11 protein-coding genes are annotated in these 12,583 nt (G+C 70.7%); 8 read left to right on the top strand and 3 right to left on the bottom strand.

The window, feature by feature from the left end:
- The first annotated feature begins 24 nt into the window (after window positions 1-24).
- The 5 genes from ACIGW4_RS26560 (at window position 25) to ACIGW4_RS26540 (ending at window position 2,455) form a co-directional block, all read left to right on the top strand.
- Window positions 25-597, top strand: a complete 573-nt coding sequence (locus tag ACIGW4_RS26560; protein WP_359591924.1) for a hypothetical protein — start codon at window positions 25-27, stop codon at window positions 595-597.
- 14 nt (window positions 598-611) lie between these two features.
- A complete protein-coding gene (locus ACIGW4_RS26555; RefSeq protein WP_123452954.1) occupies window positions 612-791 on the top strand; it encodes a hypothetical protein in 180 nt (59 codons plus the stop codon).
- Window positions 792-1,012: 221 nt separating this feature from the next.
- Complete coding sequence (locus tag ACIGW4_RS26550; RefSeq protein WP_123452952.1) at window positions 1,013-1,432, top strand: BlaI/MecI/CopY family transcriptional regulator; 420 nt, start codon at window positions 1,013-1,015, stop codon at window positions 1,430-1,432.
- Window positions 1,433-1,447: 15 nt separating this feature from the next.
- A complete protein-coding gene (locus ACIGW4_RS26545; protein WP_123452951.1) occupies window positions 1,448-1,966 on the top strand; it encodes an amino-acid N-acetyltransferase in 519 nt (172 codons plus the stop codon).
- A 153-nt stretch (window positions 1,967-2,119) separates the two neighbouring features.
- A complete protein-coding gene (locus ACIGW4_RS26540) occupies window positions 2,120-2,455 on the top strand; it encodes an Lsr2 family protein (RefSeq protein WP_123452949.1) in 336 nt (111 codons plus the stop codon).
- Here ACIGW4_RS26540 and ACIGW4_RS26535 read toward each other — a convergent pair.
- Entirely contained in the window at window positions 2,434-3,021 is a 588-nt protein-coding gene (locus ACIGW4_RS26535) for an SCO3374 family protein (RefSeq protein ID WP_399583211.1), read from the bottom strand. The two genes, ACIGW4_RS26540 and ACIGW4_RS26535, sit on opposite strands and share 22 nt — an antisense overlap.
- 461 nt (window positions 3,022-3,482) lie before the next feature.
- Here ACIGW4_RS26535 and ACIGW4_RS26530 point away from each other — a divergent pair, with 461 nt between their 5' ends.
- On the top strand, window positions 3,483-6,005 hold the full coding sequence (locus tag ACIGW4_RS26530; protein ID WP_123452945.1) for an ATP-dependent Clp protease ATP-binding subunit: 2,523 nt from the start codon (window positions 3,483-3,485) through the stop codon (window positions 6,003-6,005).
- Between the two features lie 101 nt (window positions 6,006-6,106).
- Here the strand turns inward: ACIGW4_RS26530 and ACIGW4_RS26525 are convergent, their stop codons facing one another.
- On the bottom strand, window positions 6,107-9,010 hold the full coding sequence (locus tag ACIGW4_RS26525; protein ID WP_399583209.1) for an NACHT domain-containing protein: 2,904 nt from the start codon (window positions 9,008-9,010) through the stop codon (window positions 6,107-6,109).
- A gap of 506 nt (window positions 9,011-9,516) precedes the next feature.
- Between ACIGW4_RS26525 and ACIGW4_RS26520 the strand changes: the two genes are divergently transcribed.
- Window positions 9,517-10,203 (top strand): M23 family metallopeptidase, encoded by a 687-nt coding sequence (locus tag ACIGW4_RS26520; protein ID WP_398708394.1) that lies wholly within the window; start codon window positions 9,517-9,519, stop codon window positions 10,201-10,203.
- 13 nt (window positions 10,204-10,216) lie between these two features.
- On the opposite strand, the gene ACIGW4_RS26515 is transcribed toward ACIGW4_RS26520, so the two are convergent.
- Window positions 10,217-10,771: a TetR/AcrR family transcriptional regulator gene (locus ACIGW4_RS26515; RefSeq protein WP_123452939.1), complete on the bottom strand. Its 555-nt coding sequence runs from the start codon at window positions 10,769-10,771 to the stop codon at window positions 10,217-10,219.
- A gap of 111 nt (window positions 10,772-10,882) precedes the next feature.
- Between ACIGW4_RS26515 and ACIGW4_RS26510 the strand changes: the two genes are divergently transcribed.
- Complete coding sequence (locus ACIGW4_RS26510; RefSeq protein WP_123452937.1) at window positions 10,883-12,469, top strand: MDR family MFS transporter; 1,587 nt, start codon at window positions 10,883-10,885, stop codon at window positions 12,467-12,469.
- The last annotated feature ends 114 nt before the right edge of the window (window positions 12,470-12,583 follow it).

The following is a 12,583-nucleotide window of genomic DNA, read 5'->3' as shown; positions in this document are numbered from 1 at the left end:
ACGCCATACGGATCCCGCGGCGGCATGGCGTTCAGCGCGGACGAACTGCGTGTGCTCCGCCGCGCCCTCGCCACTGCCCTCCACCCCGCCCCCCTCCAGGAGGAGGACGTCCAGGACTGCCTGCGCCTGACCGAATCCGTGGACGAGGCGGTACGCGAGGCGGGCCGGCTGCGCGCCTTCCTCCTCGCCGACCTGGTCCGCTACCGGGAGGCGCTGCCCGGGTCCCTCGGCGGCTATCTGGAGCTCCTCCGGGACGCGCTGGCCGCCGGCTACGACCCCGGCGCCGACGACCTCGCCGCCCTGCGCGCGCTGCGCCGCAACCCGGCCGCCGCCGAGCTGCTCGCCCGCTGCCAGGTCCTCGCCGAGCGCTCCGTGCGCGCGCGCCTGGCGCGGGTCTCCCAGGCCACCGCCCCGGCCGCGGCCTCCGCCTCCCGGGCCCGGCTGCTCGCCCTGCCCGGCGGGCGCACGGCGGGCGACGAGCCCAAGCCGACCCCGCCCGCCCCGGCCGAGCGCCCGGTGCCCAAGCCCTCCGAGGCGTTCCCGCCGCGCCGCCGCCCCGTACCCCCGCCCCCACCCGAGGAACGGGCCGCCGGATAGCTACTCTGGACGGCATGGAATACGTATCCGCGCTCGTGCCCCCCGTCGTGATGGCCGCCTTCTTCATCGGCCTCGTCGTCACGATCGTCAAGAGCCAGGGCGGCCCGAACAAGGCCAAGGAGGACGCGGCCGTGGACGCCGCCCTCGCCCGCGCCGAGGCGGCCCGCCAGGCGGACGGCCCCGCCGCCTCCTGAGGCCCCGCCGGCCCGCACCGGCCCCCGCCGGCCGGCCCGCAGGCCCTGCCCGGCCCGCACCGGCCCCGCCCGGCCCGTATAGGCCCCGCCGGTCCCGTGCTGCCGCTCCCGCCGGCCCCGCGTCACCGAGGACGTGCGACCTTTCGAGGTCGTGCGTCCTTTTTGTTGGTTTCTTGTCTTAAATCGCCCCGTATTGGCGTTTCGAGCACTATGGTGACGCTGTGCCCCGTCCATTGGGAGAGCTCGAAGACGCCGTCATGACGCGCGTCTGGCAATGGAACCGCCCGGTGACCGTCCGGGAAGTCCTGGAGGACCTCCAGCAGGAACGGTCCATCGCCTACACCACCGTCATGACCGTCATGGACAATCTCCACCAGAAGGGCTGGGTCCGCAGGGAAGTCGAAGGCCGCGCCTATCGATATACGGCGGTCTCCACCCGCGCCGCCTACTCGGCGGCCCTGATGAACGAGGCCTGGGCGCAGAGCGACAACCCCGCCGCCGCGCTCGTCGCCTTCTTCGGGATGATGTCGCCGGAACAGCGGGAGTCGCTGAACGACGCCATCCGGATCGTCCAGCGCGACAACCCGCTCCCCGCTCCCCCGCGGGAGCCCGAGGGTGGCGAAGGGACAGCCCGCCCGTAGCGATAGCGTCCCCCCATGTCGACCTCCGCCAAAGCCGTCACCGTCCGCAGGGCCCGCACCAGCGACGTCCCCGCGGTCCGCCGTCTCGTCGATCCTTTCGTGCAGCGCGGCATCCTGCTCGACAAGGCGACCGTAACCCTTTACGAGTCCATCCAGGAGTTCTGGGTCGCGGAACGCGACGAGGACGCCACCGTCGTCGGCTGCGGCGCACTCCACGTCATGTGGGAAGACCTCGCCGAAGTCCGCACTCTCGCCGTCGATCCCGAGTTCAAGGGCGCCGGCGTCGGACATCAGGTGCTGGACAAGTTGTTGCACACCGCCCGATGGCTCGGGGTGCGGCGGGTATTCTGCCTGACCTTCGAAGTCGACTTCTTCGCGAAGCACGGCTTCGTCGAGATCGGCGAGACCCCGGTCGACGGAGATGTCTACAGCGAGCTCCTGCGTTCCTATGACGAGGGAGTCGCCGAGTTCCTCGGTCTCGAACGAGTGAAGCCGAACACCTTGGGCAACAGCCGGATGCTTCTGCACCTGTGACGCGGAAGCCCGGGATCCTCTCGCGGAACCCTATGTCCGAATCGCGCACGTTTCCCGTGCCGCCGGGGTTCTGAACCTCTCCCAGGGGTTTGTGTTTTTCCGGGAAAAGCGGTTTCCTTTCCGCGTACTGCATTTTCGATGAAAGGAAATCCGGTGGCACAGAAGGTTCAGGTCCTTCTTGTCGACGACCTCGACGGCGGCGAGGCGGACGAGACCGTGACGTTCGCTCTGGACGGCAAGACCTACGAGATCGACCTCACCACCGCCAACGCGGAAAAGCTCCGTGGCCTGCTCGAGCCGTACACCACGAGTGGCCGTCGCACCGGTGGCCGCACCACCGGCGGACGCGGCAAGGGCCGCGCCGTGGCCACGGGCAGCCCGGACACCGCGAAGATCCGCGCGTGGGCCAAGGAGAACGGCATGAACGTCAACGACCGCGGTCGCGTTCCCGCCGACATCAAGGCTGCCTACGAGGACGCGAACCGCTGAGGCGGCAGCTGCTGAGCCGTCCCGCGGGTACGGGCGCTCAGCAGCCGCACCCGATGGCACTCCGCGGCGGCGGCGGCCACGAGACGCACCAGACAGGGGGTGCCCGCAACGCCCCACGGCGCGGACCGCAGCGCCGGAAGCGAGGCCTCGACCTCGCGGCCCGGCGCGGGCGCCCGCAGCCACACCGCGGCGCCCGGCGCGCCGGATCCGCCCCACCCCGGGGGAAGGGGTGCGGTCATCCGGCCGTCGGCACCGAGGACCGCGAGATCCAGTGAGATCCCGCCCCACTCCAGCCAGTCGAGCAGCCCCGGCAGCTCCTCCGCGCTCCCCGCGGCCACGAGCAGCCCCATCCGGCGCCCCACCAGGGCCACCGGACCCGTCGCCGCGCCCATCCGGCGCAGCACGCCCCGGCCGGCCTCGGCGGGCACCTCCAGGACGTCGAAGCGCAGCCCGGTGACGAGCCGCACCGGCGGCCCCGCCTCCGTCGCCCAGCCGAGCCGGTCCTCGTACCACCGCGCCACACCGCCGTCGATCGGCGAGCGGGGCGGCGGGACGGTGAAGACCATGCCCGGGGAACTCCCGGAGGGACGACTTGGTTACGCCCGCGGTGACACGGTGTGCCCATCGGGTCGCGCAAGGTGTCCGGGATGGGGCCTAAGGGTGCATTCGAGCGCGCAAGGGTGTTCGCTGGTAGCGGAGGGAACCGGGGTGTGCCGCATGGAGTGTCAGTCCTCACGGGTAAGACATTCCTAGTGGGGAGGGGCGACTCGCGGGCTTCGGCGTCTCACGTTCGCCATCGGCGTACTGATGGCGCGGGTAACTACTTGGCCTGCGGGAACATCGTCTCGCACCATCGGGTTGGAGCATTTGTCGGCTGTTCGGCAGCAGGTCTCCCCGCTGAAGAGGGGGTGATCCGGACGGATGTCGGCAGTTGGAATGAGCGGTCCCCGCTTGCGGGACTAAGCTGCGGAAGGACAGGGAGGGGATCGACCCCTAACTGACTGACCGCTCTGAGGAGCGATTAACGATGTTCGAGAGGTTCACCGACCGCGCGCGGCGGGTTGTCGTCCTGGCTCAGGAAGAAGCCCGGATGCTCAACCACAACTACATCGGCACCGAGCACATCCTTCTGGGCCTTATCCACGAGGGTGAGGGTGTCGCCGCTAAGGCCCTGGAGAGCCTCGGGATTTCGCTCGAGGCGGTCCGCCAGCAGGTGGAGGAGATCATCGGCCAGGGCCAGCAGGCCCCGTCCGGGCACATCCCCTTCACCCCTCGTGCCAAGAAGGTCCTGGAGCTGTCGCTCCGGGAGGCCCTCCAGCTCGGCCACAACTACATCGGCACCGAGCACATCCTGCTCGGCCTGATCCGCGAGGGCGAGGGCGTCGCCGCCCAGGTCCTCGTGAAGCTGGGCGCCGACCTCAACCGGGTGCGGCAGCAGGTCATCCAGCTGCTCTCCGGCTACCAGGGCAAGGAAGCCGCCACGGCCGGCGGTCCTGCCGAGGGCACCCCCTCGACGTCCCTGGTCCTCGACCAGTTCGGCCGGAACCTCACCCAGGCGGCCCGCGAATCCAAGCTCGACCCGGTCATCGGGCGCGAGAAGGAGATCGAGCGGGTCATGCAGGTGCTGTCCCGCCGCACCAAGAACAACCCGGTCCTCATCGGCGAGCCCGGCGTCGGCAAGACCGCCGTCGTCGAGGGCCTGGCGCAGGCCATCGTCAAGGGCGAGGTGCCCGAGACCCTCAAGGACAAGCACCTCTACACCCTGGACCTCGGCGCGCTGGTCGCCGGCTCCCGCTACCGCGGTGACTTCGAGGAGCGCCTGAAGAAGGTCCTCAAGGAGATCCGCACCCGCGGCGACATCATCCTGTTCATCGACGAGCTCCACACCCTCGTGGGTGCGGGCGCCGCCGAGGGCGCGATCGACGCCGCCAGCATCCTCAAGCCGATGCTGGCCCGCGGTGAGCTCCAGACCATCGGCGCCACCACGCTCGACGAGTACCGGAAGTACCTGGAGAAGGACGCGGCCCTCGAGCGCCGCTTCCAGCCCATCCAGGTCGCCGAGCCGTCGCTGCCGCACACCATCGAGATCCTCAAGGGTCTGCGCGACCGGTACGAGGCCCACCACCGGGTCTCCATCACCGACGAGGCCCTCGTCCAGGCCGCGACCCTGGCCGACCGGTACATCTCGGACCGCTTCCTCCCGGACAAGGCGATCGACCTGATCGACGAGGCCGGCTCCCGGATGCGCATCCGCCGGATGACCGCGCCGCCGGACCTCCGCGAGTTCGACGAGAAGATCGCCGGCGTCCGCCGCGACAAGGAGTCCGCGATCGACTCGCAGGACTTCGAGAAGGCCGCGTCCCTGCGCGACAAGGAGAAGCAGCTCCTCGCCGCGAAGGCCAAGCGCGAGAAGGAGTGGAAGGCCGGCGACATGGACGTCGTCGCCGAGGTCGACGGCGAGCTGATCGCCGAGGTCCTCGCGACCGCCACCGGCATTCCGGTCTTCAAGCTGACCGAGGAGGAGTCCTCGCGTCTGCTCCGCATGGAGGACGAGCTCCACAAGCGCGTCATCGGCCAGAAGGACGCCGTCATCGGCCTCTCGCGGGCCATCCGCCGTACCCGTGCGGGTCTGAAGGACCCGAAGCGCCCCGGTGGCTCGTTCATCTTCGCCGGCCCGTCCGGCGTCGGTAAGACCGAGCTCTCCAAGGCGCTCGCCGAATTCCTCTTCGGCGACGAGGACGCGATGATCTCCCTCGACATGTCGGAGTTCAGCGAGAAGCACACGGTTTCCCGTCTCTTCGGTTCGCCGCCCGGATACGTCGGCTACGAAGAGGGTGGCCAGCTCACCGAGAAGGTGCGCCGCAAGCCGTTCTCCGTCGTCCTCTTCGACGAGGTCGAGAAGGCCCACCCCGATATCTTCAATTCCCTTCTCCAGATCCTGGAGGACGGTCGCCTGACCGACTCCCAGGGCCGGGTCGTGGACTTCAAGAACACGGTCATCATCATGACCACCAACCTCGGGACCAGGGACATCTCGAAGGGCTTCAACCTGGGCTTCGCCGCCCAGGGCGACACGAAGTCCAACTACGAGCGGATGAAGGCGAAGGTCAGCGACGAGCTGAAGCAGCACTTCCGCCCGGAGTTCCTCAACCGTGTGGACGACATCATCGTCTTCCCGCAGCTGACGCAGGAGGACATCCTCCAGATCGTCGACCTGATGATCAGCCGCGTCGACGAGCGCCTCAAGGACCGGGACATGGGCATCGAGCTCTCCCAGACCGCGAAGGAGCTGCTCGCCAAGAAGGGTTACGACCCGGTGATGGGCGCCCGGCCGCTGCGCCGGACGATCCAGCGCGAGATCGAGGACACGCTGTCGGAGAAGATCCTCTTCGGCGAGCTGCGTCCCGGTCACATCGTGGTCGTGGACACGGAGGGCGAGGGCGAGGAGCGCAAGTTCACCTTCCGCGGCGAGGAGAAGACGGCCCTGCCGGACGCCCCGCCGATCGAGGCGGCGGGCGGCCCGGGCCCGAACCTCTCGAAGGACGCGTGACGCAGGCGCTGAGCCCGTAGTGCCGAAGGGGCGGCCCCGGAACCTGATGGTTCCGGGGCCGCCCCTTTCGCGTGCCGTCCGCGTGCGAGAGACGGGCGGGCCTACCCCCCGACGCTTCCCGTCCGGACGAGATCGAGTTCGTCCAGCGCGGGGAAGACCGCGTCGAGCCGGCTGAGCTCCGGTTCCTCCTCGTGGGTCAGGCGGACGGTCCGCACCGATTCCAGAGCCGTCCCCTCCGGGCAGCCGACGAGATCCCCCTCGTCGATCCAGAGGGTGCGCACCGTGGAGAGGGAGGCGAGTCCTCGCCATGCGACGGCGGTCGCGTACGGCGCCTTCCACAGGTTCAGCGAGGTCAGGTTCCGGAGCCGTCCGAGCGTCTCCAGCCCGTCCTCGGGCCAGCTGCCCGGCAGCTGGAGGTGGTCGAGCGGTGCCCCCGAGGGCAGGTCCGCCGCCGACCACGTGGCGTCGGCCCTCAGTCCCAGGACGAGGGACTCCAGCCGGGTCAGTCCGGACAGCGCGGAGAGGCGGGGTCGTCCGCCCGCCCGCCGCAGCCTGAGGGCCACGGGGTCGCAGGCGGCGAGGAGCCGGGCAAGTGCCTCGTCCGACACCGGCTCGTCGACCTCCAGCAGGTCGGGACGCAGGCCGAGCCGGAGGAGCTCGTCCACGTGCTCGTCGGCGTGGAGGAAGTACCGGAGCCCGCTGGGGTCGAGTCGCGCGATGACCTCCTCGGCGTACGGGCCGGGTTCGAAGCGGGTCCAGGCGTGCATCAGCTGGGCCCGGATCCGCAGGGAGGGGTGATCGGCGAAGCGGGCCAGATAGGGGAGGGCCGCGTCCACCGTGACGTGGGTGGCCGTGATCACCGAGTGGTACGCGTCCATCGCGCCGAGCTCCTCCGGCCCGCCCAGCAGCCGGAGCACCGACGAGCCGCCCAGCGCCAGCTGGCGGGCCTCGCCGTCCGAGCGGGGCGGGATCAGCTCGGCCGTGCGGGCCATGACCTCGTCCCGTACGTCGGGGGACACCTCCGTGGCACTTTCGAGTGCGGTCGCCGCGACCATCAGGACGCGCAACTGGTCCCGGCGGTCCTCGGCCGCGTCCGCCGCCGCCAGCAGCTCGCGGAGGATCTCCGCGCACTCGCGCGGCCTCGCGTGTCCCACCGCCATGCGGATGACGTCCTCCCACTGGTCGTCGGCCGCGTGGCGGACCAGGACGCCGATGTCCCAGTGGTCCACCAGGGCCTTCGCGGCCAGGTAGTCCTGGAAGGTGCGGTGGACGAAGTCGACGGTGTCCTCCGTCGGCTCGCGCAGGAGGCCGCTGCGGTGGAGGAGGTGGGTGAAGACCGTCTCCGGCGGATGCTGCGCGGCCTCCTGGACCGCCGGGACCGCCTCCCGCACGAGGGACTCCGCGCGGGACCGGTCCAGCTGGGTGCGGCCGTTCAGCGTCAGCCAGTACGCGAGGCGCTGGAGCAGCTGGATCTGGGGCGCCTCGTCGAGGGCGATGCCCGACGGGGCGCCCATGTCCCGCTCGCGGTCGCGGCGGGCGAGGAGCATCGACAGGGCGGCCTCGTAGAGCGCCTTGCGGCCGCGGGGCAGGAAGCCGCGCCGGTCGCGGTGGAGGGCGCAGACGAGGCCGCACATCAGGGGGTTGGTGGCGAGCCGGCCGATGTGCTCGGCGGTGCGGAGGGCGTCGAGGAGCGGCTGCTCGTACGGCTCCGCCTCCGGCCCGGCGGCCCGGTGCCAGCGCCGTACGAAGGTGGAGACCTCGGCGCGGGTCATGGGGGAGAGGGTCAGCTCGGTGAAGCCGTCGCCGGCGAGCCAGTCGTCGCGCACGGCCGTGGGGCGCGAGGTGACGAGCCAGCGGTTGCCCCCGTACGTGTCGAGGAGGTCCCGGAGCCAGTCGCGGGCCCGGCCGCGTTCGGCCTCGGGGATCTCGTCGATGCCGTCGACGAGGACGACGCCCCGGCCGGAGGACAGGACGCGGTCGGCCCAGCCGTCGGGCGGGGTGAGCGGGCAGCCGGAGGCGGGGAGGAAGCGGTCGGGCGCGGGGAGCCGTTCGCCGTGGCGGGTGAGGGCGCGCAGGGGCAGGACGAAGGGGACGCGGCCCCGGAGGTACGCCATGCCGTCCGTGCGTCCCCCGGTCGCGGCCGAGACCGTCAGCCACTGGACGAGGGTCGTCTTGCCGGAGCCGGCGAGGCCGCGCAGCAGGACCCTGTCGTGCCGGGCGAGGGCGAGGTCGGCGCGGACGGCCTGTTCCCGCTGGTGAGGGGCGAAGGAGCCCGACTCGTCCGGCACGGGCGCTTCGCCCGTCGCCTCCAGGGACAGGTAGGCGAGGTCCAGCGGCCACCGGTCCGGCGAGTGGTGCAGGTCGATGCCGTGGATCGTGAGGCGGCCGTGCTTCTTCGCCAGGTGGTCCAGGTAGCGGCGCTCGAACTCCGCGTCCCGGGCGTCGGACCGTGGTGTCCGGCGGATGACCTCGTCGACCTTGGCGATGAGCTTGGCCTGGGTCCGGGTCTGTTCGACCAGGCTGCGGGCGATGAACGTGGAGCGCTGGGTGAAGAACTCCAGGAGGTGGAGGCAGGCCCATTCGGTCATCGACTCCAGGTAGAGGGCCGAGTCCGTCGAGAGGCCGTCGGGGGCCGGGGCCGCCGCCCGCAGCCGGCGGGCGAGGTCGCGGTGGCCGAGGCGGACGGCCTGGACGTCGTCCATGTCGAGGTCGCCGAGGGCGAGGAGGGTCCTGGCGAGGGTGTCGGTGACGGCCTCGGTCTCGTCGGCCGGGAAGGGGGCTTCGCCGGGGCCGCCCGTGGAGCGTGCGACGAGGGTGGCGGCGAGCTTGCGGACGTCCTTCTCCGTGAGGGTGCGCTTCTCGCCCCGGAAGGAGACCAGGGAGGAGAGCCGGATCTTCGAAGAGCCGGTGAGGCCCGCCCCCGGGCCGTCACCGACCAGCAGTTTCCTCAGGAGCGGGCTGATCGCCGCCGAGGCGAGGCGCGTGCCGATGAGTGCCGGTTCCATGTGTGCCCCCCGTGGGTCCCCGAAGCGCTCAGCGTAGTGCGGGACGGGCTTCCGACGGGCTCGGTCGCGTGACCCAGGTCCCATTCGGGATGACTCGCGGCGTGACCCAGGTCCCATCCGAAGCCGGGCGCTGGTGACAAGGCGCACAGGGGTTTCGGGGGGTACTAGGCGCGGTAGTGGCTCGCATTGGCCGCGAATCGGGACGTTCAGGGATCAACCATCGTGACTTCGGTCCCGCCGGGCCCGAGGCGGGCCGTGCGCCGTGTTTTCGGCGGTTCAGGTGGGGCTCGACATGCGGATAAACCGGATTCATGAGGTCGTTTTGTCCGATTTCGCGGCTCAGCCTCCGAGTCGTCAAGGGTCGTATTCCTGGGGAGATCGCTACGACGTGATGTCGTAGATGGGGTGTTTTGGGATGGGCTGGGGCCCGGGTTACCAAGGATGAGCAAGCCCGGCGCGGCGACCGTCCGCGCCGGGTCCCGTACGTCCCGGAGGTTTTCCCCCGTATGTCGAAGCGCGTCATGAACCCCGCCGCCCGTATCACCGCCGTTGCTCTCGCCACCGCGGGTCTGGGAGCGACGCTGGTGGCCGGAGCAGGGTCCGCCTTCGCCGCCGAGGGCAAGGCCGTCACCGCCCCGGCCGCGCTGACCGCGTCCGCCGCCGTCGCCGCCCAGGCCGACGCCCAGGCCCACGTCGCCGCCCAGGTGAAGGCCGCCGTCGCCAAGGCCGCGGCCGTGAAGGCCACGCCCGTGAAGGCCGTCAAGAAGGCCTCCCCGGCCTGGGTCAAGCCGGTCGCCTCGTACGCCCTCAGCGCCAGCTTCAACCAGGGCGGTGCCATGTGGGCCCACAAGCACTCCGGTCAGGACTTCGCCGTCCCGATCGGCACCCCGGTCCACGCCGCGGCCGCCGGCACCGTCGTGAAGGCCGGCCCGTACGGCGGCGGCGACGGCCCCGCGTACGGCAACGCCATCGTGATCAAGCACGGCAACGGCACGTACTCCCAGTACGCCCACCTGTCGAAGATCAAGGTCTCCATCGGCCAGAAGGTCGGCGCCGGCCAGCAGATCGCCCTCTCGGGCAACACCGGCAACTCCTCCGGCCCCCACCTGCACTTCGAGATCCGCACGACCCCGAACTACGGCTCCGCCGTCAACCCGATGGCCTTCCTGCGGGCCCACGGCGTCGGCGTCTGACGCACCCGGTCGCTCAGGCCCCCTGGGCCTGCTCGATCAGATCGAGGGCGACCTCGAGGACGGCTTCCTGCTTCTCCTCGGGGTCGCCCTCGACGTTGTCCATGAAGAAGGTCCCGGCGTGCAGCGAGAAGATCGCGCTCACGGCGCGGACCTTGTTCTTCATCGGGGCGTCGGGTTCCTGGATGAACTGGTTGAGCGCGATGAAGCGCTCCTTGAAGGTGAGCCCGATGCTCAGGTCGCGCACGGTCGCCTGGTTCTCGTGCATGAAGCGGAACAGCGGGGCCGCTGCGCGCAGGGCCTTCTGGTAGCGGCGCAGGATCTCCTGCTTGGTCTCCAGGGTGCGCGGCTGCTCGCCGGCCCAGGCGACCAGCTCGTCGATGGGGCGCGCCAGGTCCTGGAAGATCCCGATGATGATGTCTTCCTTGGTCTTGAAGTGGTAGTAGAGCGCGGCCTTGGTGACGTCGAGCCGCTCCGCGATCTCGCGCAGCGAGGTCTTCTCGTACCCCTGCTCGGCGAAGAGTTCGAGAGCCACGTCCTGGATGCGCTGGCGGGTGTTGCCTCGGGCCATGACGGGTCTCCGCTTTCCAGAAAACTTACTTGACGCCCGGCTAGTTACCGGCCTACCTTCCTCAGTGTAGTAACTAGCCGGGCGGCAAGTAAGGGAGCGACGGGGACCGACATGGCGACGAAACAGAACGACAAGGCAGCACAGGGGGAGGCCGCGGAGCCGCAGCCGCGCAGCGTACGCGTCGTCCTCCTCGCCCTCATGATCGCGATGCTGCTCGCGATGCTGGACAACATGATCATCGGCACCGCGATGCCGACGATCGTCGGTGAGCTCGGCGGCCTGGAGCACCTCTCCTGGGTCGTCACGGCCTACACCCTGGCCACCGCCGCCTCCACCCCCCTCTGGGGCAAGCTCGGCGACATGTTCGGCCGCAAGGGCGTCTTCCTCACCTCGATCGTGATCTTCCTGATCGGCTCGGCGCTCAGCGGCATGGCCCAGGACATGGGCCAGCTCATCGGCTTCCGCACCGTCCAGGGCCTCGGCGCCGGCGGCCTCATGGTCGGCGTCATGGCGATCATCGGCGACCTGATCCCGCCCCGCGAGCGGGGCAAGTACCAGGGCATGATGGCCGGAATCATGGCCCTCGCCATGATCGGCGGCCCCCTCGTCGGCGGCACCATCACCGACCACTGGGGCTGGCGCTGGTCCTTCTACATCAACCTGCCGCTCGGCGCCGTCGCCCTGGCCATGCTCACCACCGTCCTGCACCTGCCGAAGAAGCAGCGCGCCACGGGCACCCGCATCGACTTCCTCGGCGCCGCGCTGCTGACCGCCGGCATCACCGCGATCGTCCTCGTCACCACCTGGGGCGGCACGGAGTACGCCTGGGGCTCGGCCACCATCATCGGCCTGACGATCGGCGGCGCCCTGGCCCTCGCCGCGTTCCTCTTCGTCGAGACCCGCGCGAGCGACCCGATCATGCCGCTGCACATCTTCCGCAGCCGCAACTTCACCCTGATGTCCCTGATCGGCTTCATCACCGGCTTCGTGATGTTCGGCGCGGTCCTCTACCTGCCGATCTTCCAGCAGGCCGTCCAGGGCGCCTCGGCCACCAACTCCGGCCTGCTGCTCCTGCCGATGCTGCTGTCGATGATGGTCGTCTCGCTGCTCGTCGGCCGCTTCACCACCAGCACCGGCAAGTACAAGGTCTTCCCGATCGTCGGCGGCGCGCTCATGGTGGCCGGCCTCTTCCTGCTCTCCACCATGGACACCGGCACCTCGCGCCTCGTCTCCGGGATCTGGATGGCCGTCCTCGGCGCCGGCATGGGCTTCCTCATGCAGATCACCATGCTGGTCGCCCAGAACAGCGTGGAGATGAAGGACATGGGCGTCGCCTCCTCCTCCACCACCCTCTTCCGGACCCTCGGCTCCTCCTTCGGCGTCGCGATCATGGGCGCGCTCTTCACCAGCCGCGTCCAGGACGAGATGGCCTCCCGCGGCGGCGGCGGGCTCACGGAGCGGACCGCCCAGCTCGACGCGGCGAGCCTCGCCAAGCTCCCGGCCGCGCTCCGCGAGGCCTACCAGCACGCGGTCGCGTCCGGCACGCACGGCGCCTTCCTCATCGGCTCGGCCGTCGCCGTCCTCGGCTTCGTCCTCGCCTTCTTCGTCAAGGAGGTGGCGCTCCGCGGCGCCGGACCGGCCGCGGCGCCGAAGGCGGAGTCCGGCGACGACGCGCCCAAGGTCGCCGAGACGGTCTGAGACCGGCACGAGACGGTCTGAGACCGGCAGGAGGTACGGCGGAGGGGGGGGGGGGGGGCCCCGCCCCCCCCCCCCCCCCCCCCGCCCCCCCCCCCCCCCCCCCCCCCCCCCCCC

It is taken from the genome of Streptomyces sp. NPDC053513, assembly GCF_044544765.1.
Lineage (GTDB): Bacteria > Actinomycetota > Actinomycetes > Streptomycetales > Streptomycetaceae > Streptomyces > Streptomyces litmocidini.
Note: the sequence above shows the minus strand (reverse complement) of the source record. Positions and strands in the feature narration are given on the sequence as shown.

What these genes read in the sequence shown, in the direction of transcription:
- ACIGW4_RS26525 (WP_399583209.1), bottom strand. Translation starts at nt 9,010, where the DNA reads ATGGAACCGGCACTCATCGGCACGCGCCTCGCCTCGGCGGCGATCAGC.
- ACIGW4_RS26515 (WP_123452939.1), bottom strand. Translation starts at nt 10,771, where the DNA reads ATGGCCCGAGGCAACACCCGCCAGCGCATCCAGGACGTGGCTCTCGAA.
- ACIGW4_RS26545 (WP_123452951.1), top strand. Translation starts at nt 1,448, where the DNA reads ATGTCGACCTCCGCCAAAGCCGTCACCGTCCGCAGGGCCCGCACCAGC.
- ACIGW4_RS26555 (WP_123452954.1), top strand. Translation starts at nt 612, where the DNA reads ATGGAATACGTATCCGCGCTCGTGCCCCCCGTCGTGATGGCCGCCTTC.
- ACIGW4_RS26560 (WP_359591924.1), top strand. Translation starts at nt 25, where the DNA reads ATGGCGTTCAGCGCGGACGAACTGCGTGTGCTCCGCCGCGCCCTCGCC.
- ACIGW4_RS26530 (WP_123452945.1), top strand. Translation starts at nt 3,483, where the DNA reads ATGTTCGAGAGGTTCACCGACCGCGCGCGGCGGGTTGTCGTCCTGGCT.
- ACIGW4_RS26510 (WP_123452937.1), top strand. Translation starts at nt 10,883, where the DNA reads ATGGCGACGAAACAGAACGACAAGGCAGCACAGGGGGAGGCCGCGGAG.
- ACIGW4_RS26520 (WP_398708394.1), top strand. Translation starts at nt 9,517, where the DNA reads ATGTCGAAGCGCGTCATGAACCCCGCCGCCCGTATCACCGCCGTTGCT.
- ACIGW4_RS26535 (WP_399583211.1), bottom strand. Translation starts at nt 3,021, where the DNA reads ATGGTCTTCACCGTCCCGCCGCCCCGCTCGCCGATCGACGGCGGTGTG.